We start from the raw sequence: 24,240 nt of genomic DNA on the forward strand, positions 1-24,240 counted from the left end.
AGGTGCGTACTTGTGCCTTGGTAACTATAGGCCCTAAGCTGGCCGCATTCCAATATCGAAGGGAGGCCACGATGGCCTGGTGGATCCTGCTGGCCGCGAGCGCGGTGGAAATCGTGATGGCGCTGGCGTTGAAGTACGCCGACGGCTGGACGCGGTTCTGGCCCAGCATCATCGGCATCGCCGCGGCCCTGGGCAGCATCTTCCTGCTGACGCTGGCGATGCGGCACCTGCCCGCCGGCACCGCCTACGCGGTGTGGACCGGCATCGGTTCGGTGGGCATCGCGGTGCTGGGGATCGTGCTGTTCGGCGATTCGCCGTCGGTCGCGCGGCTGGCGTGCATCGCGCTGATCGTGGGCGGCGTGGCCGGTTTGAAATTGCTGGAAGCGTGAGGGCAGCCGGCGGCGGGCGCCGCCGGCCTGCATGACGCTCAGACCGTTTCGGCCCAGAGGTCGTATTCGTCGGCGTCGGTGACGCGGGCGCGCACCAGGTCGCCGGCCTTGAGCGGGCGCTCCGAGCTGACGTAGACGCAGCCGTCGATTTCCGGCGCATCGCCGCTGCTGCGGCCGACGGCGCCGTCTTCATCCACTTCGTCGATCAGCACGTCGATGTCGCGGCCGACTTTCCGCGCCAGGCGGGCGGTCGAAATCGACTGCTGCATTTCCATGAAGCGTTCCCAGCGTTCCTGCTTGACCTCGTCCGGCACCGGGTTGTCGAGCAGGTTGGCGGGCGCGCCTTCCACCGGCGAATACTGGAAGCAGCCGACGCGGTCGAGCTGGGCTTCCTGCATCCAGTCCAGCAGGTACTGGAAGTCTTCCTCGGTCTCGCCGGGGAAGCCGACGATGAAGGTCGAGCGGATGGTCAGGTCAGGGCAGATCTCGCGCCATTTCTTGATGCGCGCCAGCGTCTTGTCCTCGAACGCCGGGCGCTTCATGGCCTTGAGGATGCGCGGGCTGGCATGCTGGAACGGGATGTCCAGGTAGGGCAGGATCTTGCCCTCGGCCATCAGCGGAATCACTTCGTCCACGTGCGGGTACGGGTAGACGTAGTGCAGGCGCGTCCAGACGCCCATTTCGGACAAGGCCGTACAGAGCTCGGTCATGCGGGTGCGCACCGGGCGGCCGTTCCAGAAGCCGCTGCGGTACTTGACGTCCACGCCGTAGGCGCTGGTGTCCTGCGAGATCACCAGCAGTTCCTTGACGCCGGCCTTGACCAGGCGTTCGGCCTCGCTCAGCACGTCGCCCACCGGGCGGCTGACCAGGTCGCCGCGCATCGACGGGATGATGCAGAAGCTGCAGCGATGATTGCAGCCTTCCGAGATCTTCAGGTAGGCGTAGTGGCGCGGGGTCAGCTTGATGCCCTGCGGCGGCACCAGGTCCAGGTAGGGGTTGTGGTCCTTCTTGGGCGGGGCGGCATTGTGCACGGCGCGCACCACTTCCTCGTACTGCTGCGGGCCGGTCACGGCCAGCACGCTGGGGTGCACGTTGCGGATCACCGATTCCTCGACGCCCATGCAGCCGGTGACGATGACCTTGCCATTCTCGGCCAGCGCCTCGCCGATGGCTTCCAGCGACTCGGCCTTGGCGCTGTCGATGAAACCACAGGTGTTCACCACCACGACGTCGGCGTCGTTGTACTCGGGCGTGACTTGATACCCTTCGGTGCGCAGTTGGGTCAGGATGCGTTCGGAGTCGACCAGGGCTTTGGGACAGCCCAGGCTGACAAAGCCGACTTTGGGGGAAGACATGGAATACCTCGGTGGGCGCGAGCCGGCGCCAATGATCAAATACTGCGCAATTTTAGCGCGGCAGGGCGGGGGGCCGTTATTTTAGCGGGTCGCCGGGGCAAACCGCCGGACGTTGTGTGTCCCCAATACTTCCCGTGCCGTCCGGCGTGCCGTCCGGCGCGCAGGCCGTGCGCTCAGGGGCCGCTGCGGCGGTACAGCGCCAGGGTGCCGGCCAGTCCGATCATGACCGAACCGCAGGCCCGGTTCAGCCAGCGCAGGCCCGAGCCGCGAAAGGCTCGCACCAGTTGCGCCCCCAGGGTGGCGTAGGCCAGCATGGTGGCGATGTTCATCAGCGCCAGCACGGCGGCCGCGGTGGCGTATTGCGGCAGCAGGGGCGCCTGGGTGTTGATGAACTGGGGCAGGAAGGCGGACATGAACAGCAGCAATTTCGGGTTGGTCAGCGCCACCACGAAGCTGCGCAGGCACAGCTTGAGGCCCTTCGGCCGGGCGGCGCCGGGGTCGGCGGCCGGTAGCACCAGCGCGGCGTTCGAGCGCAGCATCTTCCAGCCCAGGTAGGCCAGATAGGCGGCGCCCGCCCACTTGATGACATGGAAGGCCACCTCGGAAGCGGCCAGCACCACGCCCAGGCCGGAGGCCACCGCGCCCACCAGGATGAAGTCGGCCAGCACCGCGCCGCCCATGCCCCAGCAGGCGGCGCGCACGCCATGGCGCGAGCCATTGCTCATGGCGAGCAGCACGGTGGGGCCGGGCGTCACGATGGCGACGGCCGAGGCCAGGATGAACAACAGCAGCGTAGTGGTGGACATGGCGGGCTCCGTGGCAAGCGGCCAGTGTGACGCGCCCGGTCCGGTTCGTCCAGCGTCGGACGCGGGTGGCGCCAGGGCCGGCGGGCCGCGCCGGGCTACCATAGCGGTCTTATCCTCTTATTTGCTGCCATGTCCACGCGTTCCGACCCCCCTCATCTGGCCCCGCCGCTGTCCGCCATCCTGCTTTCCAGCGCGCAGGTGGTGCAGGACGTCCTGGACGGCCGCTCGCTGACCGAGGCGCTGGCCGACGTCGACGGCGGGCTGCGTCCCGCCACGCAGGCCGTATCGTTTCACGCCATGCGCTACCTGGGTTGGGCCGATGCCGTCGGGCGCGAGCTGGTGCAGCGTTATCCGAATGTGCTGTTCGAATCGCTGCTGCTGGTGTCGCTGACTCTGCTCAAGGCCGAGGGCGAGGCCGCCGCGGCGTTGCCGGGCATGCCGGTATACGCCCCGCACACGGTGGTGGACCAGGCCGTCACGGCGACGGCCAAGCACCGCAGCCTGGCGGCGTTCAAGGGTCTGCTCAATGCCTGCCTGCGTCGCTTCCTGCGCGAGCGGGCGGCCCTTGACGCCGCGGTGGCCGACAGCCCCGAGGCCGAATGGAACCACCCCGGCTGGTGGGTCAAGCTCTTGCGCGTGGCCTATCCGCAGCAATGGCAGGACGTCCTGCGGGCGGCCAATTTGCCGGCGCCGCTGACGCTGCGCGTCAATCGCCGCCGCGCCAGCCGCGAGCAGGTGCTGGCGGCGTTCCAGGACGCCGGCCTGGCGGCCGAAGCGGTGGGCGCGTCCGGCCTGGTGCTGGCCACGCCGCGTCCGGTGACCCAGTTGCCGGGCTTTGCCGAGGGCTGGTGGTCGGTGCAGGACGCCGGCGCCCAGTTGGCCGCCGAGCTGCTGGCGCCCCAGGACGGCATGCGGGTGCTGGACGCCTGCGCCGCGCCCGGCGGCAAGACCGCCCACCTGCTGGAATTGGCCGACATCGACCTGCTGGCGCTGGATGCCGACGCCGACCGCCTGGCCCGCGTCGGCCAGAACCTGGACCGGCTCGGCCTGGCCGGCGAGCGGGTGCGCCTGCGCGCCGCCGACGCCGCCGACCTGGACGCCTGGTGGGACGGCCAACCGTTCGACGCGGTGCTGGCGGACGTGCCGTGCACCGCCTCGGGCATCGTGCGGCGCCACCCCGACATCCGCTGGCTGCGCCGCGAGAACGACCTGCGCCGCACCGCGACGGTGCAGGCCCGCATCCTGGATGCGCTCTGGCGCACCGTGGCGCCGGGCGGCCGCCTGCTGTATGTCACCTGCTCGGTATTCCCGATCGAAGGCACGCGCCAGGCGCTTGAGTTCCTGCAGCGCCATCCCGACGCCACGCGGCTGGAAGCGCCGGGCCAACTGCTGCCAGTTGCGGTCGATGCAACACCCGCGGCACAGCACGACGGCTTTTTCTACGCCTTGTTTGCCAAGCAGTCCTGAATCGCCAAGAATAGGGGCAAGACAGGGTTTCGGTGTCGTATGTCCATCATTTCACGCTTATTTCTGGGGTTATTGTTCGCATCCGCCGCGCTGTCTTTGGCGCCGGCCGGTCAGGCACACGGGTCCGAACCGAAGGTGGTGCGTGTCGAACCCGTCGTGCGTGGCGACAAGCTTGAAATCGACGCCGACATCGAATTCGAACTGAATCAGCAATTGCGCGATGCCGCCCAACGCGGCGTGCCGCTGTATTTCACCGCCGACCTGACCATCACGCGCGAACGCTGGTGGTGGTTCGACAAGTCGCTGGTGGACACTTCCCGCACCTGGCGGGTGATCTACAACGCGCTGACCCGCCAGTGGCGCGCCGGCGTCGGCGAGTTGACGTTCCCGGTGGCGTCACTGGACGACGCCATGAGCGTCATCCGCCATGTCCGCAACTGGCAGGTGGCGGATGCCGATGATTTCGACGAGGGCGTGGTGTATGGCGGCCAGTTCCGGCTGCGGCTGGATACGTCGTTGCTGCCGCGCCCATTCCAGGTCAACGCCCTGAACAGCAGCTCGTGGATCCAGGGCACTCCCTGGACCGATTTCTCGTTCACGCTGGGTGACAAGGAGAAAGACCCCTCATGAGGCTGTTGCTTCGGCTGGCCTTGATGGTTGGCGCCGTGAGCGGCCTGGCGTTGCTGGGCTTGCTGGCGTGGTCCACCGGCAATGCCTCGCGCTTTGCGCGCTACTACGACATATTGCTGATTCTCAACGGCATCTTCGCCCTGGCGCTGTTCGTCTGGGTGGTGGCGCTGACGGTGCGGCTGGCGCGGCAGATCCGCCGCCGGCAATTCGGCGCCCGGCTCACCGCCAGGTTCTCGCTGGCGTTCGCCCTGATCGGCGTGGTGCCTGGCGCCTTGATCTACATCGTCTCGGTGCAGTTCATGTCGCGCTCGATCGAATCCTGGTTCAACGTGCGGGTCGACAGCGCGCTGGAGGCCGGCCTGAACCTGGGCCGGGCCGCGCTCGATTCGCAACTGGCCGACCTGGACGCGCGGGCGCGCTCGATGGCCGCGGAGCTGAACCGCAACTCCGATACCGGCGTAACGCTGGCGCTGACCCGCCTGCGCGAGGCCAACGGCGTGCAGGAAGCCATGGTCTTCACCGGCAGCGGCCGCATGGTGGCGTTTTCCACCAGCCAGTACGGCCAGTTGCTGCCGGCCATGCCGCCGTCCACCGTGATGAACCAGCTGCGGCTGTCGCGCGGCTACTCGGCGGCCGAGGCCGACGATCCGGTCAAGCCCGGGATGGACGGCGGGTTGCATCTGCGCGTGGTGATCCCGCTGACCGGCCCGGACCGCTATGACAACCTGCTGGGCGCGGCTTCCGAGCCGCGCTGGCTGCAACTGCTGCAGCCGGTGCCGGAGCAGATCGCGCACAACGCCAACCTGGTGCAGCAGGGCTTTCGCGACTACCAGGAGCTGGCGCTGTCGCGGCTGGGCCTGCGCAAGCTCTATGGCATCACGCTGACGCTGGCGCTGCTGCTGGCCGCGTTCGGCGCCATCGCCGTGGCGTTGTCGTTGTCCAAGCGGCTGGTGCGGCCGCTGCTCAGCCTGGCCGGCGGCACCCAGGCCGTGGGCGTGGGCGACTACCGGCCGCTGCCCGAGCCGCCGGAGCGCGACGAAGTCGGCCAGCTGACCCGCTCCTTCAATGCCATGACGCGCCAGCTCGACGAGGCCCGCCGCATGGTCGAGAGCAATCGCCAGCAACTCGAACGCTCCAACGTCTATCTGGAGAGCGTGCTGTCGAACCTGTCCTCCGGGGTGCTGGTGTTTGACGAGGCGTTCCGCGTCACCACCGTCAACCAGGGCGCGCAGACCATCCTGCAGGCCGACCTGCGCTCGGTGATCGGGCGGCCGCTGGAGACCGTGGACGGCATGCTCGAATTCGCCAACATCGTGCGGCAGGCGTTTTCCACCCACGCGGCGGTGGGCTCCGAGCGCCAGCACTGGCAGCAGCAGTTCGAGATCGCGCCCAAGCAGGGCGACACGCCCAACGGACCGCAGGCGCTCACGCTGCTGGCGCGCGGCACCCACCTGCGGGTGGACGGCCGCGGCAACGGCTACCTGGTGGTGTTCGACGACATCACCGAAGTCATTTCGGCCAACCGCACGGTAGCCTGGGGCGAGGTGGCGCGCCGCCTGGCCCATGAAATCAAGAACCCGCTGACGCCGATCCAGCTGTCCGCCGAGCGCCTGGCGATGAAGCTGGAAGGCAAGCTGCCGCCGGCCGAGGCGCAGATCGTCGAGCGTTCCACCAACACCATCGTCAACCAGGTGGCCTCGCTCAAGCAGATGGTGGACGATTTCCGCGAATACGCCCGCACGCCGCCCGCGGTGATGCAGCGCATCGACTTCAACGCGCTGGTGGCCGACGTGCTGTCGCTGTATGGGTGGGAGCCGGATGGCGGCACCTCGGTGCGATCGGCGCCCGGCCAGGCGCTGAACCTGGACGTCAATCTGGGCGCGGGGCTGCCGGCCATCGAAGGCGACCCGACCCAGTTGCGGCAGGTGATCCACAACCTGTTGTCCAATGCCCGCGATGCGATCGCCGAGCAGGGCGGCAAGGGCCGGGTCAGTGTCACGACCCAGCTGATGCGCAGCGAGCAGCCCGACCGCGCCGACCAGCAGGCCCTGCGTTTCACGGTTGCCGATACGGGCCCGGGCTTCCCGCCGCAGGTCATGCAGCGCGCCTTCGAGCCCTACGTCACCACCAAGTCCCACGGGACTGGGTTAGGATTGGCAATCGTGCGCAAGATAGTGGAAGAGCACGGCGGTCGGATCGACCTTGCCAATCGCAAGGAAGGAGGCGCGCGGATTTCCATCTTGTTGACCCGGCTTGCGCCCGGGGCCGATACTATGGACGCGACCGCGCAAGAAAAGGATAATGCGGCTACGCAATAGGTGGATGCTTTATGGCCAGAATTCTGGTGGTTGACGACGAAGTCGGTATTCGCGAGCTTTTGTCGGAAATCCTTTACGACGAAGGACACACGGTCGAATTGGCCGAAAACGCGGCGCAGGCGCGCGCCGCGCGCCTTCGCATGCGTCCCGATCTGGTGCTGCTGGACATCTGGATGCCGGACACGGATGGCGTCAGCCTGCTCAAGGAATGGGGCTCGCAGGGGCTGCTGGACATGCCCGTCATCATGATGAGCGGCCACGCCACCATCGACACGGCGGTCGAGGCCACCCGCATCGGCGCCATGGATTTCCTCGAAAAGCCGATCACGCTGCAACGCCTGCTCAAGACCGTGGCCGCCGGCCTGGCCCGCGGCCGGGTGCCGCATCCGGTGCCCGTGGCGGCGCCGGCGACGGCCAGCGCCGCCGTGGCGCTCGAAGACGAGCTCGACCCGCCGACGCTGTCGGCCGCGCCCGTCAACGAGATCCCCGTCACCGCCAATGGCCAGTTGGGCAGCATCTCGCTGGACCAGCCGCTGCGTGAGGCGCGTGACGAGTTCGAGCGCATCTATTTCGAATATCACCTGGTCCGCGAAAGCCATAGCATGACCCGGGTATCCGAACGCACCGGCCTCGAGCGCACCCATCTCTATCGCAAGCTCAAGCAATTGGGCATCGAGTCCGCGCGCAAGCGAGGCGCATGAAGATCCTGATCATCGGCGCTGGTCGTGTCGGCACCAGCGTGGCTGAAAACCTGGTGTCCGAGCAGAACGACATCACGGTGATCGATTCCGATCCCTCCCAGCTCCAATACCTGCAAGAACACTTCGACCTGCGCGTCGTCCATGGCGACGGTTCGCAGGTGTCGGTGCTGGAAGGCGCCGGCGCGGCCGACACCGACCTGCTGATAGCCTGCGCCGCGTCCGACGCCGCCAACATGGTGGCCTGCAAGATCGCCCGCCAGCTGTTCAACATCCCGCGCCGCATCGCGCGCATCCGCTCGGGCGAGTTCTCCGAATACCCGGAACTGATGAGCGAAGAAGGCTTCTGCATCGACGCCATCATCAGTCCCGAGCGCAGCGTCACCACCTACCTGCAGAGCCTGATCGAATTCCCAGAGGCGCTGCAGGTGGTCGAATTCGCCGAGGGCAGGGTCAGCGTGGTGACCGTGCGGGTGGGGCATGGCAGCCCCATGGCGCACCATCCCGTCGACAAGCTGCGCGAGGTCTGGCCCGACGTCACCGCCCGCGTGATCGACGTGCTGCGTGGCGGCCGGCCGCTGCGGGCCGGGGCCGGCACCGTGCTCGCGCCGGGCGACGAGGCGGTGCTGGTGGTGGACACGCGCCACGCGCGCCGCGCCGTGCGGCAGTTGCGCGAAGCCGAAAAGGCCGTGCGCCGCGTGATGATCGCCGGCGGCGGCAACATCGGCCTGCGGCTGGCGCGCGCGCTGGCCGAGGAAAACTACAGCGTGCGCATCATCGAGCGCGACCTCAAGCGCTGCGAGTACCTGGCCACGCAATTGCCCGACAGCGTGCTGGTGCTGCACGGCAGCGGCACCGACGAGGCCCTGCTGGAACGCGAGAACATCGAAGACATGGACACCTGGCTGGCCCTGACCAGCGACGACGAGGACAACATCATGTCGTCGCTGCTGGCCAAGCGGCTGGGCGCGCGCAAGGTGATCGCGCTGATCAATCGCCAGGCCTATGGCGAACTGATGCAGGGCAGCCATATCGACATCGCGGTGTCGCCGTCGCAGGCCACCATGAGCGAACTGCTGCGCCACGTGCGGCGCGGCGACGTGGCGGCGGTGCACCGGCTGCGCCAGGGCGTGGCCGAGGCCCTGGAGGCCATCGCCCATGGCGATCGCTCCACTTCCAAGGTGGTGGGCCGCAAGGTGGGCGAGATCAGCCTGCCCAAGGGCGCCAGCATCGGCGCGCTGGTGCGCGAGGACGAGATCATCCTGCCGGATGCCGATACCGTGATCGAGACCGACGACCACGTCATCGTCTTCGTGCCCTCGCGCAAGCAGATGCCGCGCGTGGAAAAACTGTTCCAAGTGTCGGCGTCGTTCTTCTGATGAGCCCGCGCTTCCCGCATCCCGACGGACCGGCGGCGGCCGGGGAGGCCGCATGAGGCGCGTCCTGGCGACCCTGCACATCCTGGGCCTGACCATGGTGATGTTCGCCCTCACCATGCTGATCCCGCTGGGGGTGGCCTATGTCGGGGCCGACGCCGCGCGCGGCGCGTTCCTGCACGGCTTCCTGCTGTCCATCGGCATAGGCGTTGCCCTGGCGGCGCTGACCCGGCGTGCCCGCAGCGAATTGCGCGCGCGCGACGGTTTCGTGCTGGTGTCGGCGGTGTGGGCCGGCCTGCCCCTGCTGGCGGCGATTCCCCTGCTGATCTACTTCCACCGCGCCGGCCTGCCGCTGTCGTTCACCGCGGCCTACTTCGAAGCGATGTCGGGGCTGACGACCACGGGCGCCACCGTGCTGGCCAACCTGGACGCGCTGCCCCCCTCGATCAACCTGTGGCGCGCCACCCTGGTGTGGGTCGGCGGCATGGGCATCCTGGTGCTGGCAGTGGCCATTCTGCCGCTGCTGGGCGTGGGCGGCCACCAGGTGGTGCGGGCCGAGACGCCCGGCCCCATGAAGGACGAACGCCTGACGCCGCGCATCGCCAGTACCGCCAAGGCGCTCTACGCGGTGTATTTCGCGTTTTCGATCCTGTGCTTCCTGGCGTACCGCGCGGTCGGCCTGTCGTGGTTCGAGGCATGGTGCCACATGGCCACCACCATGGGCCTGGGCGGCTTTTCGACCTGGGACGACGGCTTCGCGCACTTCGATTCGGTGGCGGTCGAAATGGTGGCCATGGTGTTCATGCTGATCGCCGGCATCAACTTCGCGACCCATTTCAATGCGCTGCGCCTGCGCAGCGTGCGCGCCTACCTGCAATGCCCGCAGGCCATTCCCTATCTGGTGATCGTGGTGGGCGTGGGGCTGGTGATTTCGGGCTTCCTGTACGTCAAGGGCGTGTACCCGGACCCGCTGCAGGCGTTGCGGTATGGCATGTTCAACACCATCTCCATGGGCACCACCACCGGTTACGCGAACACCGACTTCGCCCAATGGCCCTTGTTCGCGCCGTTGACCATGCTGCTGCTGTCCGGGTTCGCCACGTCGGCCGGCTCCACGGGCGGCGGGATCAAGATGATCCGCGCCATTCTGCTGGTCAAGCAGGCGCGCAACGAGCTGGTAACAATGTTGCATCCGCATGCGGTCAGCCCGGTGCGCATCGGCGGCCGCGCGGTCGAGGCGCGGACCATGTCCTCGGTGCTGGCGTTCATGCTGATCTATGGGCTGTCCATCGCGGTCTTCACCAGCCTGCTGCTGTTGTCGGGGCTGGACCCCATTACTGCTTTTTCCGCCGTGTTCGCCAGCATCAACAACACCGGGCCCGGTTTGGGGCCGGTCGGCCCCATGGGCAACTTCGCGGTGTTGTCGGACTTCCAGATCTGGGTGTGCACCTTTGCCATGCTCATTGGCCGTCTCGAATTGCTGACGGTGCTGGTGCTGTTCACGCCCGCTTTCTGGCGCAAATAGGCGCCAGGGCCGGCCCGCCGGCCACCGTGTCGGGGGCCGCGGCGCCCGGCGCGGGCCGCCTTCGGCAGCGGGTCATCCGCCCTGGGGAAAACCCGGATCAGGGTTTTCCCGTCCCTCGTCGCAAGCCTTGTCCAGCCTGTTCTTGCGCCCTTCGCGGGCCGCCAGGCCGCGCCGTTCCTGCGTTGTGAGTGCTCGCTCACCTTGTGCCATCGGGTAAAACGGATTGCGTCGGAATGTTGCGCACAAATGTCACGATTTTCAATCGTTTTGCCACAAACATGCGGCTATTATGCGTTCACAAGCCGCCGTCTAGCGCCCCCCGGGAAGTTGCCGGGCTTCAAGGTCGAACGGCGCACCCCCTCATCAAAATATCCAAAGGAGTCCGAGATGGAACAGATCCCGTTCATTTCGTCGGCCCCCAACACCCTGGGCATCGAACTCGAGCTGCAACTGATCGACCCCCGCAGTTTCGACCTGACCGCAGCCTCTGACGAGCTGCTGGCCCAAATGGCCAACCACCCCATCGCCGACCGCGTCAAACCGGAAATCACGCGGTCCATGATTGAACTGAATTCCTCGGTGCACGAGCACCCGATGGGCCTGCTGGCCGAGATGCGCGAGATGCGCGACGCGCTGGTCGAGGCGGCCGATGCCGTCGGCGTCTCGGTGGCGGGCGGCGGCGCCCACCCGTTCATGCGCTGGCAGGAGCGCTCCATCTCGGATACGCCGCGCTTCCAGTACCTCGCCGAAATGTATGGATACCTGGCGCGTCAATTTACGGTGTTCGGCCAGCACATCCACCTGGGCGTGAGAAGCGGCGACGAATCCATCAAACTGTTGCGCCGGCTGTCGCCCTATGTGCCGCACTTCATCGCGTTGTCGGCCTCCTCGCCGTACTGCGAGGGAGTCGATACCCTGTTCTCGTGCTCGCGCCTGAACGCGGTCAACAGCTTTCCGCTGGCCGGCCACATGCCGGCCGAGGTCAAGGACTGGTACCAGTTCGAGGCGCACCTGGCGCAGTTGCGCGCCTATGGCCTGGCCGAGAGCATCAAGGATCTGTACTGGGATATCCGCCCCAAGCCGGAATTCGGCACGGTCGAGATCCGCGTCTGCGATACCCCCCTGACCGTGGAGCGGGCGTGCCAGATTGCCGCGTTCGCCCAGGCGCTGTCGGTGCTGCTGATGCGCGAGGACGATCCCAGCGACAAGGCCTGGCTGTCCTATCGCAGCAACCACTTCCAGGCCTGCCGCTTCGGCCTGCAGGGCAGCTATGTCACGCCGGATGGCCAGCGCCTGCGCCTGATGGACCACCTGCGCGCGCTGTTCCAGCGCCTGATGCCGGTGGCCGAGGAGCTCGGCACGGGCGACATGATCGCCACGCTGCGCGACGACGCCATGCGTAGCGGCAACGACGCGCGCTGGCTGCGCAACCAGTTCCATCGCCTGCGCGACCTGCCGCTGGTGGTGGAATCGATGGCGCATGCCTGGCGCGGCGAAGCGCCCCAGGTGGCCGCGCCGGCCGAGCCGACCGCGGTGCTGCGGCGGCGTATCCGCGCCACGTCCGAGCCCATGCAGCCCTTGTCGGCGGCGGAACCGGGCGTGACGCCGGCGTTGCCCGAACGCCTGCACTGATCGCGGCCCCGCGCCCCGGCCGGGCGTTCCGCGCAGGCGGGCCGCCGGCCGGGGCGCGGTTGTTCAGGGCGTGCCGCGCTGGCGGCCGCCGATGGCGCTGACCGACAGGCGGGTTTCCCCGGCGCTGCCGCGATGCGTGGCGGCGCGCCAGGCATGGCCATAGGCCACTTCGATGCTCAGGGCGATGACGCCATCGGGACGGCGCTGGGCCTCCAGCGCCGCGCACAGCCGGGCCCGCCAGTCGCGTCCCACCAGGCCGCCCCGGCGGCCTGCCGCGGGGTTGCCGCCCAGCGCGCGCACGTCCTGCAGCAGTTTTTCCGGGGTGCGATAGGTCAGGGTGAGGATTTCCTGATCCATGACCGGATCGGCGAAGCCGTTTTCCACCAGCAGGTCGCCGAAGTCGTGCATGTCGACGAAGGCCGGCGTGGCGGTGCGCAGGCCGGCATCGTCGAGCGCCTGGCGCAGCTCGCGCAGCGTGGCCGGCCCCAGACAGGAGAACATCGCCAGGCCGCCGACCTTGAGGATGCGGCGCCATTCGGCCAGCACGGCGTGCGGCTCGCGGTGCCAGTGCAAGGCCAGGTTGGACCACACCAGTTCCAGCGATTCGGGGTCCAGGCCGGTGGCGGCCAGGTCGGCGTTGACGTAGCGGTTGGCCGCGCCGCGCCGCGTCAGCTTGCCGATCCAGGCGCCAAGGCCGGCGGGCGCATGGCGCTTGCGCGCGATGTCGAGCAGGCTTTCGCAGTTGTCCAGGCCGATATAACCGGCTTCGGCATAGCGCTCGCGCAGCAGGGCCAGGTTGTCGCCGGCGCCACAGCCGGCATCCAGCATGGCCTGCGGCTGCAGGCGGATGTACTGCAGCCGGCCAAGCATGCGGCGGGCGACTTCGCCATACAGGAACTGGGCTTGCGCCAGATCGCCGCGCCGGGCGAATTGGCGGGGCACGTCGGCGGCGACGAGCGGAAGCGAGGGGGGGCTGGCGGGTGCGGGCAGGGACATTTCGGTCGCGCCCGGGCCGGTGCCGCGGGCGGAACATGATTTCATGGGGGATGACCCACATTATTGCCGATCCCGGCCGGGGGCGCCGATTGTCCCTACAGGCGATGGGGCGGTGGCTGCTGGCCCGTGTCCCTTGCGATTGCCCGCTATGCGGCGCCCGCGTCGGCGGGGCCAGGTTGTGCGAGGGCTGCGAGGTCGATCTTGCCGCCGCGTCGCAGGCGCCGCGAGAGCCGCGCTGCCCGCGGTGTGCCGTGCGGTTGTCGCCGGACGCCCCGTACTGCGCCAGTTGCCTGGCACGGCCGCCGGCCTTCGCGCGCACTGTCGCCGCCTTCGATTACGAAGCACCCGCCGATACGCTGATCCGTCAGCTCAAGACCCAGTTGCGGCTGAGCGCGGCGCCCGTATTGGCGCGCCTGCTGGCGCATGCGGTGTGGAGCGAGCCGCTGCCGCAGGCCAGGCTGCTGCTGGTGCCGGTGCCGGCCAGTCGCGCCTCGTTGCGCCGGCGGGGCCTGAATCCGGCGGCCGAGATCGCCCGCAGCCTGGCGGCGCTCCTGGATTGGCCGCTGCTGCGCGGGGCCTTGCGGCGGCGGCGCGAAACGCCCCGGCAGACCACCCTGGGACGCCGGGCGCGGCAACAGGGCGCGCAAGGGGTATTCCATTGCCGCGCGGATCTGTCGGGCCGCCATGTCGGCCTGGTCGATGATGTCATGACCACGGCCAGTACGGCGGATGCCGCGGCGCGCGCCCTGCTGGCAGCGGGCGCGGCGAGCGTGACGGTGCTGGTGGCGGCGCGCACGCCGCCTGCCGCGTGAGCCATGGCGCCGGCTCCCCGTGCGCCGGACCGGCCGGCCAAATCGGCGACAATCGCTGCTGCGCGGCCGTTCCCGGCCGCCCGCCCTTCAACGTCTTGCAGCCCGCGCCATGTTCCACGTCATCCTCGTCTGCCCCGAGATTCCGCCCAACACGGGCAATGCGATCCGCCTTTGCGCCAACACCGGCGCGCAATTGCATCTGGTGCGCCCGCTGGGGTTCGAACTGGACGATGCGCGCATGCGGCGGGCGGGGCTGGACTACCACGAGTGGCAGCCGGTGCGGGTGCACGATTCCCTGCCGCAGGCGCTGGCGGATACGGGCGCGGCGCCATCGCATATCTATGCACTGACGACGCACGCGCAGCGCAGCGTGGGAGATGTGCGCTTCGAGGCGGGGGATGTGTTCGTGTTCGGACGCGAGAGCGCCGGGCTTTCGGACGAGCATCATGCGATGTTCGCGCCCCAACAGCGGCTGCGGCTGCCAATGCGCGCGGGGCAGCGCAGCTTGAATTTGTCCAATGCCGTGGCGGTCACGGTCTTCGAGGCCTGGCGCCAGCTTGGGTATGAAGGCGGCGTCTAAGCCCCGGGCGCTGCCAGCTTGACGGACCGCGCGGCGCGGGGCCGGCCGAGGCCCGCCCGCGCCGCTTGCGGCATCAGTCGAGTGACAGGTTGAGCTTCTGGATGACCTGGTCCCAGCGTGCTTTTTCGTCCTGGATGCGGACGGTCAGGGCTTCGGGGGTGGAGGGCGCGGGGGTGAAGTACTGCAGCGCCATCTGCTTGCGCACCGCGTCGCTGGTGATGATGCGGGTCAGCTCGCTGTTCAGGCGCTCGATGATGGGCATCGGTGTCTCGGCGGGAGCCAGGATGGCGTTCCAGGAGATGGCTTCGAAGCCCGGATAACCCTGCGAGGCCATGGTGGGGATGCCGGGCAGGGTGTCGCTCGGTTGCAGGCTGGTCACGGCCAGCACCTTGACCTTGCCGTCGCGCGTCTGGGGCATGGCGATGGCCGGGACCATGAAGCCGGCCTGGATGTCGCCGCCAATGATGGCGCTGATGACCTGCGGGAAGCCGGCATAGGGGATGTGCGCCATGTCGATGCCGGCGCGTTCCTTGAACATTTCCATGGCCAGGTGGGCCGAGCTGCCCGGGCCGACCGAGCCGTAGTTCAGCGAGCTGCCGTGTTCCTTCACCATGCGGACGAAGTCCTGCACCGAGTTCACGTTCTTCAGGTTGCCGGGTACGGTCAGCACGTTGGGGCTGGTGCCCACCAGCGTGACCGGCGCCAGGTCTTGCAGCGGGTCGTAGCCCAGCGTCTTCTTGTAGAGCGTGGGGGCGGTGACCAGCGGGCCGTTGATCGTGTAGAGCAGGGTGTAGCCATCGGGCTTGGCCTGGGCCACGATGCGGGTGCCGATATTGCCGCCGGCGCCCGGCTTGTTGTCGACGACGATGGGCTGGCCCAGCGCCTGCGACAGCGGTTCCGAGATGGTGCGCGCCAGGATGTCGGGCGAGGAGCCGGGCGGGAACGGCACCACCAGGTGAATGGGCCGGTCGGGCCAGTCGGCGTGGGCGGCGGCGGGCAGGATGGCGGCCAGGCTCAGGCACAGGCCGCGCAGCAGGCGGCCGACCCGGAACTTGCGGGTATGCGTCATGAAGGATGTCTCCTGGATGTCGGGCGTGGTGTTGTTATGGGGAGGGAAAGAAGTGGATTCGCTGGCGCGCCGGGCTTCAGCCGTCGCTGGCGTGTTCGTCGCGGGCGTTGCGCGCCAGCAGCGCGGACACGGCCGTCATGGGCGCCACGCCTTCGAACAGCACGGCGCACACGGCCTCGGTGATGGGCAGCTCGACGTTGAGGGCGCGGGCGCGGTCGCGCGCGGCGCGGGCGCAACGCACGCCTTCGGCGGTGATGCCGCTGGCCAGGATGTCGGCCAGCTTGCGGCCGGCGCCGATTTCCAGGCCGACGCGGCGATTGCGCGACAGTTCGCCGGTCGCGGTCAGCACCAGGTCGCCCAGGCCGGTCAGGCCGGCGAAGGTCTCGGCCCGCGCCCCGAGCGCGACGCCGAAACGGGTCATCTCGGCCAGGCCGCGAGTGATGAGCGCGGCGCGGGCATTGGTGCCCAGCGCCAGGCCATCGCCGATGCCGCAGGCCACGGCGATGACATTCTTGAGGGCGCCACCGACTTCGACGCCCGTCAGGTCGTCGCTGGCGTAGACGCGCAGCGCGGCGCCGTGCAGGGCCTGGGTGGTGGCCGAGCGCAAGCCGGCATGGTCGCTGGCGACGGTCAGCGCCACCGGCAGGCCCTGCGCGACTTCGCGGGCGAAAGAGGGGCCGGACAGCACGCCGCCGATGGCGCCGGGAAAGGCCTGGCGCACGATTTCATGCGGCAGCCGCGCGGTATCGGCTTCAAAGCCCTTGCAAGTCCAGACGATGGGGGTGTCCTGCAGGCCCAGGGCGGGCAGGCGGCGGGCGAGTTCGGCACAGGTGGCGGCCAGGCCGGCCACGGGTACGCCCAGGATGATCAGGCTGCTCGCGCCATCCTGCTTGAGGCTGCGCAGCGTTGCGTCCAGATCGGCGGAAAGGGTCAGGGCCTGCGGCAAGGCGATGCCGGGCAGGTAGCGCGTGTTTTCGTGGCGGGCGGCCATGTCGGCGGCCTGCGCCGGATCGCGCGCCCAGAGGACGGTGGGGTGGCGGCGGCTCGCGGCCGCCGCCAACGCGGTGCCCCAGCTGCCCGCGCCCAGGACGGCGATGCGCAGGCCGGGCGGAATGGGCTGGTTCATGGGGCGTCGCGGTCTGCCTTACTGGCGGGTGGCGCTGGCGGGCAGGATGATGCCCGAATCGCCGCCATTGCCGTTGGCGTTGCCTTGCTGTTGTTGCAGTTCGGCCAGGCGTTGCTCGTACAGGGCCTGGAAGTTGACTTCGGTCAGGTGCAGCGGCGGCATCGAGGTGCGGGTGATGGCATCGGCGATGTTGGCGCGCAGGTACGGGTACAGCATCGTCGGGCAGACGATGCCCAGCAGCGGGTCGAGCTGTTCTTCGGGGATGTTGGCGGCTTCGAAGATGCCGGCCTGGGTGCCTTCGACCAGGTACACGACCTTGTCGTTGACGCGGGTGGTGACGGTGACGGTGACGGTGGTTTCGAACACGGTTTCGGCCAGCCGCTGGCCGCCCACGGTGATGCTCACTTCAACCTGGGGCGCTTCTTGCTCCAGGAAGATGTGGGGCGCGTTCGGCATTTCCAGCGAAAGGTCTTTCAGGTAGACGCGCTGCAGATTGAACGAGGGCGCGTCGTTGCCGCCTTCTTGCTGGGTGTTTTGGTCTTGATCAGCCATGAGTGTTTCCGTTGGTGGGAGGGGCAAAAAGGGGCGGTCGGCCAGGCATCATGCCGGGATTTCAGCCGTTGAGCAGGGGCGTCAGGCCGCCGGAGCGGTCCAGCGCCATCAGGTCGTCGCAACCGCCGACGTGGGTCTCGCCGATGAAGATCTGCGGTACCGTGCGACGGCCGGTGCGCTCGATCATGCGGTCGCGCTGGCCGGGTTCGCGGTCAATCTGGATGATTTCCAGGTCGGTCACGCCACGCTGCTCGAGCAGCGCCTTGGCGCGGGCGCAATAAGGACAATAGTCCTTGCTGTACATGACAACTTTGTTCATAGGCGCTCCAGGCGGATTCTATGGGTAGGTGGGGGCGCGCCGCGCCGCTTCAACCCTTCTGGGTGACCGGCAGGCTGGCGGCCAGCCAGGCGCGCATGCCGCCTTCGAGCGGCACGGCGTCGGCAAACCCCTGCGCGCGCAGCTTGGCGGCGGCGCGGGCGGATTCGCGGCCATTGTCGCAAACCACGACCAGCGGCTTGTTCTTGGGCAGCGAAGCGGCTTTTTGTTCCAGGTCGGCGGCGGGCACGCTGCGCGCCTGGGCGATGTGGCCGGCCTGGAACTGCTCGGCGGGCCGCACGTCGATCCATACGGCCTGGCGCTGGTTGACCATCTGGATGGCCTCGCCGGTGCTGACGGCCGAGCCGGTGCGGCCCTTGCGCAGGGCCGGAATCGCCAGCATGACCCCGGAAACGATGGTTACGGCGACAATGAAGATGTTGTTCTTATCGAGCAAGAATTGCAGAAGGTCCACGGGGCATCCTGAAGAGCGGCGTCTAGCCTGGTAACGGCGAAGCCTCAAGCGCCACGCCGGGAAATCGACGGGTGCGCCGGGGCAAAATCAAGGGCAAAATCGCTCAATTATAAAATGAGCGCATTCCGCAACTTTAACCCGCGTTACACGCCTGCCAAACCATGCACAAACTCGTTCTGATGCGCCACGGCGAAAGCCAGTGGAATCTGGAAAACCGTTTCACCGGCTGGACTGACGTCGACCTGACCGAAACCGGCCGTGAACAGGCCCGCAAGGCGGGCGAACTGCTCAAGAAAGAAGGCTATACCTTCGACCTGGCCTACACGTCGGTGCTCAAGCGCGCCATCCGCACCCTGTGGATCGCGCTGGACGCCATGGACGCCATGTACACCCCGGTGGGCGTGAACTGGCGCCTGAACGAGCGCCACTACGGCGCCCTGCAGGGCCTGAACAAGGCCGAGACCGCCGCCAAGTACGGCGACGAGCAGGTCCTGATCTGGCGCCGCGCCTACGCCATCGCGCCCGAGCCCCTGTCGCTGGACGACGAGCGCCACCCGCGTTTCGATAGCCGCTATGCCAAGATCCCGGCCGACCAGTTGCCGGCCACCGAGTGCCTGAAGGACACCGTGGCGCGCGTGCTGCCGTTCTGGAACGAGTCGATCGCCCCGGCCATCCGCGCCGGCCGCAAGGTGCTCATCGCCGCCCACGGCAACAGCCTGCGCGCCCTGATCAAGCACCTGGACAACGTCTCGGACGACGACATCGTCAACCTGAACATCCCCACCGGCCAGCCGCTGGTGTATGAACTGGATGATGACCTGTGTCCCATCCGCCACTATTATCTGGGCGATGCCGCCGAGATTGAGGCGGCCATGGCCGCGGTCGCGGCCCAAGGCAAGGCAAAGAAGGACTGATACATGGCGCGCATGGCGGGATGGTTGGTGGCGGTGGTGCTGGCTGGCGGAGCGCTGCCGGCGGGCGCCGCGCCCAACAATCTCGCCGACCGCCAGTCCGAGGCCGAAAGGCAGCAGGCCCAGCTGCGCGACCGTATCGAGAATCTGCAAAAAGACATCGATACGCGCGAAGCGGCCCGCAAGGAGGCCGCCGACGCCCTGAAGCAGTCGGAATCGGCGATTTCCCGGATCAACCTGCGCCTGAAGGAACTGGCCGAGGCCAACCGCCAGGCAAGCGCCGACCTGGCGGGCCTGGAAAAGCAGATCACGGCGCAGCAGGCGGTGCTGGCCAAGCGCCGGATCGAATTGGCCGACCAGCTGCGTACCCAGTACACCAGCGGGCTGTCGCCCTGGACCGCGCTGCTGTCCGGCGACGATCCCCAGGTGCTGGGCCGCAACCTCGGCTACCTGGATTATGTCTCCCAGGCCCGCGCCCGCGCCGTCGAGGCGCTGCGGGCCGATATCGATCGCCTGGCGGCGCTGCAGGGGCGTGCCGATGCCCGCCGCGCCGAGCTTGAAAAGCTGGTGGCCGAGACCTCCGAACAGAAGGCCGCGCTGGTGGCCCAGCAGAAGGAACGCGCGACGCTGCTGGCGCGCCTGGAAGGGCAGATCGCCGCCCAGCGCGCCGAAGCCAGCAAGCTGGGGCGCGACGACCAGCGCCTGTCGCGCCTGATCACCGACCTGGACGCGGCCATCGCCAAACAGGTCGAAGAAGCCCGCAAGGCCGAAGAAGCGCGCCGCCGCGCCGAGGAAGCGCGCCGCGCCGAGGAAGCCCGGCGCGCCGAAGCGGCGCGCAAGCAGGCCGAGGCCGACCGCCGCGCCGAAGCGGCCCGCCGCCAGGCCGAGGCCGAGCGCAAGGCCGCCGATAAGGCCGTGGCCGATTCGGCCCGCCGCGACCGCGAGGCGCGCGAGGCCGCCGCGGCGCGCGAACAGGTTGAAGCCGCTTCGCGCCAGGGCCGCGGACCGGTGGTGGTGGCCGATCCCGACGCCGCTGGCCTGCGCCCGGCCGACAGCCGCCATCCCCGTCTGACCGGGCCGGCCGAGACGCCGCCCCCGGTAAAACCCGCGGACGCCCCAAAAAAGGCGGAACCCGACGACCAGGGAACCACTCCAACCCGTACGGCATCGGCCCAGCGTCCGGTGCCGGTCGGCGGTGGCAATGGCTTGCGCCATGGTTTGGCCGCGCCGGTGCGCGGGCCGGTGCAGGGCCGTTTCGGCGTGGACCGCCCGGATGGCGGTGTCTGGCGGGGCGTGGTGCTGCGCGCCCCCGAAGGCACGCCCGTGAAAGTGGTGGCCCCCGGCACAGTGGTCTATGCCGATTGGCTGAGGGGTTTTGGCAATCTCATCATTGTGGATCATGGCCAGCAATACCTGACCGTCTATGCTTACAACCAAAGTCTGCTCAAACGGGTGGGCGATTCCGTCGCGGCGGGAGATACTATTGCCACCGTAGGCGCAACCGGCGGCCAAGTGGAATCCGGCCTATACTTTGAAATTCGCCATCGCGGCGCTCCTGTGGACCCAGCCCAGTGGCTGGCCCAGTAAAGCCAAAAACCCTCAAGGGCGAAAACCATTCGGGAAGTGTGCATGAGCACTCGCAAGTTTCGCGGTTTCGGTCTGATTGCCATCGGTGCGGTGGCAGGTGTCCTGCTCAGCGTGGGCGTCACCGCTGTCGCCCAGCGCGGCAGCCCCTTGCCGCTGGATGAACTCAGGCAGTTGAGCAACGTCTTCGCGGCCATCAAGAACAACTACGTCGAGTCGGTCGATGACAAGACGCTGATCGACAACGCCATATCCGGCATGGTGTCGAATCTGGACCCGCACTCCGCCTACCTGGATGCCGACGCTTTCCGCGAAATGCAGACGGCCACGCAGGGTGAATTCGGCGGGCTGGGGATCGAGGTCGGCGCCGAGGACGGCTTCGTCAAGGTCATCTCGCCGATCGAAGACACGCCGGCCGCGCGCGCCGGCGTCATGGCGGGCGATCTCATCATCAAGATCGACGACACGCCCACCAAGGGCATGTCGTTGAACGACGCCGTCAAGCTCATGCGCGGCGCGCCCAAGTCTCCCATCACGCTGACCATCATGCGCGCCGACCGGCCCCAGCCGATCGTGCTCAAGATCGTGCGTGACATCATCAAGGTGCGCAGCGTGCGCAGCAAGATGCTGGATAACGGCGTGGCCTACGTGCGCATCGCCCAGTTCCAGGAAAAGACCGGGGTCGATCTGGCCAAGCAGCTCAAGGACCTGGGCGCCAAGGAAACGCCCAAGGGCCTGGTGCTCGACCTGCGCAATGACCCGGGCGGCCTGCTGACCAGCGCCATCGGCGTGTCCGGCGCGTTCCTGCCGGCCGACACCCTGGTGGTGTCGACCGACGGCCGCACGCCCGACGCCCGTCACAAGTACCTGGCCACTCCGTCCGAATACGCCCGTGGCGAAAGCAACTACCTGGCGGGCCTGCCGGCCTGGACCAAGACCGTGCCGATGGTGGTGCTGGTCAACGTCGGCTCGGCCTCGGCCTCCGAGATCGTGGCCGGCGCGCTGCAGGACCACAAGCGCGCCAAGGTGCTGGGCAACCGTACCTTCGGCAAGGGCTCGGTGCAGGTGATCCTGCCGCTGTCGGAAACCACCGCGGTCAAGCTCACCACGTCGCGCTATTTCACGCCCAGCGGCCGTTCGATCCAGGCCACCGGCATCGAGCCCGACTATGTCGTGGCCGACACCGCCGACGGCGACCTGTTCCGCCTGCCGCGCGAAGCCGACCTGCAACGCCACCTGTCGAATCCGGGCACGACCAACGAGATCAAGTCCAACACCAACCAGGACAACGTCGACATCCCGACCAAGATCTTCGAGTTCGGCGGCAAGGACGACTTCCAACTGCAGCAGGCGTTGAACCTGTTGGCCGGCAAACCGGTGCAGAAGGGCTCGGCCCGCGCGCAGGCCAAGGCCGACGCCAAGCCCGGCACCGGTCCGACCCAGCGCCTGAAGATCACGCCGACCGGAGTCGAGCCCAGCAAGAGCAAATGAACGACGAGCAACTGCTGCGCTACGCCCGCCATATCCTGCTCGACGAGTTGGGCATCGAAGGGCAGGAAAGGCTGCTGGCGGCGCGTGTGCTTGTCGTGGGGGCGGGTGGACTGGGTTCGCCCGCCGCGCTCTACCTGGCTACCGCCGGCGTCGGCGACATCACGCTGGCCGATGACGACGTCGTCGAGCTGAGCAACCTGCAACGCCAGATCCTGCACACCACCGCCAGCGTCGGCCGGCCCAAGGCCGAGTCCGGCCGCGACATGCTGGCCGCCTTCAATCCCCAGACCCGCGTGCATGCCCGCGTCGAACGGTTGCAGGGCCAGGCCCTGTCCGACGCCGTGGCGCAAGCCGACCTGGTGCTGGACTGCACCGACAACTTCGCCACGCGTCACGCCATCAACCGCGCCTGCGTGCAGCACCGCAAGCCGCTGGTGTCGGGCGCGGCCATCCGCTTTGACGGCCAGGTCAGCGTCTACGACCTGCGCGACCCGGACGCGCCGTGCTATCACTGCCTGTTTCCCGAGGCGGACGACGTTGAAGAGGCCAATTGCGCCACCATGGGCGTGTTCGCGCCGGTGGTCGGCATCATTGGCAGCATGCAGGCCGCCGAGGCTCTCAAGCTGTTGTCCGGTGTGGGCGAAAGCCTGTCGGGCCGGCTCTTGTGGCTGGACGTGCGCACCATGCAATGGCGCAGCGTTAACGTGCAGCGCGACCCCGAATGCGCCGTATGCGGCGCGCGTGACCGCTGAGTCACGCTATCCCGTCCTTGAAAAATCGCCGGTTATTGCCCTCGCGGACAATATTAAAGGCCTGAAATACCTGCTATAACGCCAGCCAGTCGGCCGCGCCATGGCGGGCAGCTTTGGATGGGGCGGAGTGGATAGAGGACTGAGATTCAGCCTGCCGACATGGCGGCTGACCCGCTGGTTGACGGATTCCGGGCAGGATACGCCGGCGGATATCCGCGCCGCATTGATCGCCAGTCTGTTCGGCACCCTGCCGATTTTTGCCGGCGGCGTCATCAATACCCTGATGATCGCGGGCGTCGTGGCCTGGCGCCGTCCCGAGCCGCTCTACATATCCTGGCTGCTCCTTGAGATCCTGCTGGCCGTCGTGCGCGTCATGGTTCTGCGGTCGGCCTTGCGCAACGCCGCGCGCGGCGCCAAGACCCATACCGACATCTACATCGTGCTGGCCCTGCTGTGGGCCTGCAGCGTCGGCTACGGCGTGCTCGTCACCTTCCTCAACCAGGACTGGCTGGCCGCCACGCTGGCGGGCGTGTCCTGCGGCGCCATGGCGGGCGGCATCTGCTTTCGTAACTACGGCGCGCCGCGGCTGGTGGCCGCCATGATCTTCCTGAGCCTGGGGCCGATGGGCCTGGGCGCGCTGTTCTCCGGGGAATACGTCACCGCCATCGTGTTCATCCAGATTCCGTTCTACCTGGTCAGCATGAGCATCGCGTCGCAACGGCTGCGGCGCATCCTGGTGTCCACCATGCTGGCCGAACGCGAGAACGAGCGCCGCGCCAGCCTGGACGTGCTGACCGGCCTGGCCAACCGCGCCGGGCTGGAAGCGGCGCTCGATCGCATTTGCACGGGCGCCCGCGCGCATGACAGCGCTGCCGCGCTGTTCTACATCGACATGGATGACTTCAAGATCATCAATGACACCCACGGCCACGCGGCCGGCGATCATGTCCTGAAGACGATCGCGCAGCGCATGCGCGGCATGTTGCGGGTCGATGATGTCGCCGCCCGTATCGGCGGCGATGAGTTCATCGTGCTGGCCACCGGCATCGACGCCACGGCCGCGCTGCGCCTGGGCAACCATCTGTTGCGCGATGTCGGCCAGCCGATCGTGCTGACCGATGGCTCGCGCGTCAGCGTCGGGCTGTCGATCGGCATCGCCATCATTTCCGGCGCCAACCGCAAGGCCCAGGCCATCCTGGATTCAGCCGATGCCGCGTTGTACCGCGCCAAGGCGCGTGGCGGGCGCTGCTGCTCCGTTGCCGGCATGCCGGACGGCGAGGGCGCGCGCACGACCGGCGACGCCGAAGCGGCGGCCTGAGCGGCGGCCTGAGCGGCGGCCTGAGCGGCGGCCTGAGCGGCGGGGGGGCGACAGCGCCTGCG

At 68.2% G+C, this 24,240-nt stretch carries 23 protein-coding genes; 15 read left to right on the top strand and 8 right to left on the bottom strand.

What is annotated here, in order from left to right:
* Window positions 1-71: 71 nt before the first annotated feature.
* Complete coding sequence (locus K2W61_RS10310) at window positions 72-389, top strand: DMT family transporter (RefSeq protein ID WP_175132839.1); 318 nt, start codon at window positions 72-74, stop codon at window positions 387-389.
* A 38-nt stretch (window positions 390-427) separates the two neighbouring features.
* Here K2W61_RS10310 and rimO read toward each other — a convergent pair whose 3' ends face one another.
* A complete protein-coding gene (gene rimO, locus K2W61_RS10315) occupies window positions 428-1,744 on the bottom strand; it encodes a 30S ribosomal protein S12 methylthiotransferase RimO (protein ID WP_175141290.1) in 1,317 nt (438 codons plus the stop codon).
* 173 nt (window positions 1,745-1,917) lie between these two features.
* Window positions 1,918-2,550, bottom strand: a complete 633-nt coding sequence (locus K2W61_RS10320; RefSeq protein WP_175132832.1) for a LysE family translocator — start codon at window positions 2,548-2,550, stop codon at window positions 1,918-1,920.
* Between the two features lie 129 nt (window positions 2,551-2,679).
* On the opposite strand from K2W61_RS10320, the gene rsmB reads away from it, so the two are divergent.
* From rsmB to K2W61_RS10355, 7 genes are all read left to right on the top strand, one after another.
* Entirely contained in the window at window positions 2,680-4,017 is a 1,338-nt protein-coding gene (gene rsmB, locus K2W61_RS10325; protein WP_236755552.1) for a 16S rRNA (cytosine(967)-C(5))-methyltransferase RsmB, read from the top strand.
* Between the two features lie 39 nt (window positions 4,018-4,056).
* On the top strand, window positions 4,057-4,647 hold the full coding sequence (locus K2W61_RS10330) for a DUF4390 domain-containing protein (protein ID WP_175141288.1): 591 nt from the start codon (window positions 4,057-4,059) through the stop codon (window positions 4,645-4,647).
* Complete coding sequence (locus K2W61_RS10335) at window positions 4,644-6,965, top strand: sensor histidine kinase (protein WP_175141287.1); 2,322 nt, start codon at window positions 4,644-4,646, stop codon at window positions 6,963-6,965. The genes K2W61_RS10330 and K2W61_RS10335 overlap by 4 nt, the downstream gene beginning before the upstream one ends.
* Window positions 6,966-6,976: 11 nt before the next feature.
* Window positions 6,977-7,666 (top strand): response regulator, encoded by a 690-nt coding sequence (locus K2W61_RS10340; RefSeq protein WP_175132828.1) that lies wholly within the window; start codon window positions 6,977-6,979, stop codon window positions 7,664-7,666.
* A complete protein-coding gene (trkA, locus tag K2W61_RS10345; RefSeq protein ID WP_175141286.1) occupies window positions 7,663-9,042 on the top strand; it encodes a Trk system potassium transporter TrkA in 1,380 nt (459 codons plus the stop codon). Before K2W61_RS10340 ends, trkA begins: the two co-directional genes overlap by 4 nt.
* A gap of 52 nt (window positions 9,043-9,094) precedes the next feature.
* Window positions 9,095-10,564 (top strand): TrkH family potassium uptake protein, encoded by a 1,470-nt coding sequence (locus tag K2W61_RS10350; RefSeq protein WP_175132827.1) that lies wholly within the window; start codon window positions 9,095-9,097, stop codon window positions 10,562-10,564.
* Between the two features lie 387 nt (window positions 10,565-10,951).
* Window positions 10,952-12,196: a YbdK family carboxylate-amine ligase gene (locus K2W61_RS10355; RefSeq protein ID WP_175132826.1), complete on the top strand. Its 1,245-nt coding sequence runs from the start codon at window positions 10,952-10,954 to the stop codon at window positions 12,194-12,196.
* A gap of 63 nt (window positions 12,197-12,259) precedes the next feature.
* Here K2W61_RS10355 and K2W61_RS10360 read toward each other — a convergent pair whose 3' ends face one another.
* On the bottom strand, window positions 12,260-13,192 hold the full coding sequence (locus K2W61_RS10360; RefSeq protein WP_175132825.1) for a methyltransferase domain-containing protein: 933 nt from the start codon (window positions 13,190-13,192) through the stop codon (window positions 12,260-12,262).
* Window positions 13,193-13,443: 251 nt separating this feature from the next.
* On the opposite strand from K2W61_RS10360, the gene K2W61_RS10365 reads away from it, so the two are divergent.
* Both K2W61_RS10365 and K2W61_RS10370 read left to right on the top strand, forming a co-directional pair.
* The gene (locus K2W61_RS10365) at window positions 13,444-14,004 is read left to right on the top strand and encodes a ComF family protein (protein ID WP_419761599.1); all 561 of its coding nucleotides are present in this window, start codon (window positions 13,444-13,446) and stop codon (window positions 14,002-14,004) included.
* A 109-nt stretch (window positions 14,005-14,113) separates the two neighbouring features.
* A complete protein-coding gene (locus K2W61_RS10370; RefSeq protein WP_175132824.1) occupies window positions 14,114-14,584 on the top strand; it encodes a tRNA (cytidine(34)-2'-O)-methyltransferase in 471 nt (156 codons plus the stop codon).
* A gap of 73 nt (window positions 14,585-14,657) precedes the next feature.
* On the opposite strand, the gene K2W61_RS10375 is transcribed toward K2W61_RS10370, so the two are convergent.
* From K2W61_RS10375 to K2W61_RS10395, 5 genes are all read right to left on the bottom strand, one after another.
* Window positions 14,658-15,653, bottom strand: coding sequence for a Bug family tripartite tricarboxylate transporter substrate binding protein (locus K2W61_RS10375; RefSeq protein WP_175132823.1), 996 nt, complete (start codon window positions 15,651-15,653; stop codon window positions 14,658-14,660).
* 76 nt (window positions 15,654-15,729) lie between these two features.
* A complete protein-coding gene (locus K2W61_RS10380; protein WP_175132822.1) occupies window positions 15,730-16,779 on the bottom strand; it encodes an NAD(P)H-dependent glycerol-3-phosphate dehydrogenase in 1,050 nt (349 codons plus the stop codon).
* A gap of 18 nt (window positions 16,780-16,797) precedes the next feature.
* Window positions 16,798-17,331, bottom strand: a complete 534-nt coding sequence (gene secB, locus K2W61_RS10385) for a protein-export chaperone SecB (protein ID WP_175132821.1) — start codon at window positions 17,329-17,331, stop codon at window positions 16,798-16,800.
* A gap of 61 nt (window positions 17,332-17,392) precedes the next feature.
* Window positions 17,393-17,650 carry a glutaredoxin 3 gene (gene grxC / locus K2W61_RS10390; RefSeq protein ID WP_175132820.1) on the bottom strand — a complete coding sequence of 86 codons (258 nt, stop codon included), beginning with the start codon at window positions 17,648-17,650 and terminating at the stop codon, window positions 17,393-17,395.
* A 49-nt stretch (window positions 17,651-17,699) separates the two neighbouring features.
* Window positions 17,700-18,122: a rhodanese-like domain-containing protein gene (locus K2W61_RS10395; protein ID WP_175132819.1), complete on the bottom strand. Its 423-nt coding sequence runs from the start codon at window positions 18,120-18,122 to the stop codon at window positions 17,700-17,702.
* Between the two features lie 161 nt (window positions 18,123-18,283).
* Here K2W61_RS10395 and gpmA point away from each other — a divergent pair, with 161 nt between their 5' ends.
* From gpmA to K2W61_RS10420, 5 genes are all read left to right on the top strand, one after another.
* Window positions 18,284-19,036: a 2,3-diphosphoglycerate-dependent phosphoglycerate mutase gene (gpmA, locus tag K2W61_RS10400; protein WP_175141283.1), complete on the top strand. Its 753-nt coding sequence runs from the start codon at window positions 18,284-18,286 to the stop codon at window positions 19,034-19,036.
* A gap of 3 nt (window positions 19,037-19,039) precedes the next feature.
* Entirely contained in the window at window positions 19,040-20,620 is a 1,581-nt protein-coding gene (locus K2W61_RS10405; RefSeq protein WP_175132817.1) for a murein hydrolase activator EnvC family protein, read from the top strand.
* Window positions 20,621-20,662: 42 nt separating this feature from the next.
* Window positions 20,663-22,108, top strand: a complete 1,446-nt coding sequence (locus K2W61_RS10410) for a S41 family peptidase (protein ID WP_175132816.1) — start codon at window positions 20,663-20,665, stop codon at window positions 22,106-22,108.
* Window positions 22,105-22,860, top strand: a complete 756-nt coding sequence (locus K2W61_RS10415) for a HesA/MoeB/ThiF family protein (RefSeq protein ID WP_175132815.1) — start codon at window positions 22,105-22,107, stop codon at window positions 22,858-22,860. Before K2W61_RS10410 ends, K2W61_RS10415 begins: the two co-directional genes overlap by 4 nt.
* A gap of 127 nt (window positions 22,861-22,987) precedes the next feature.
* On the top strand, window positions 22,988-24,178 hold the full coding sequence (locus K2W61_RS10420) for a GGDEF domain-containing protein (protein WP_175132814.1): 1,191 nt from the start codon (window positions 22,988-22,990) through the stop codon (window positions 24,176-24,178).
* Window positions 24,179-24,240 lie beyond the last annotated feature (62 nt).

The sequence above is a fragment of the Achromobacter pulmonis genome, assembly GCF_021733725.1.
Taxonomy (GTDB): domain Bacteria; phylum Pseudomonadota; class Gammaproteobacteria; order Burkholderiales; family Burkholderiaceae_B; genus Achromobacter; species Achromobacter pulmonis.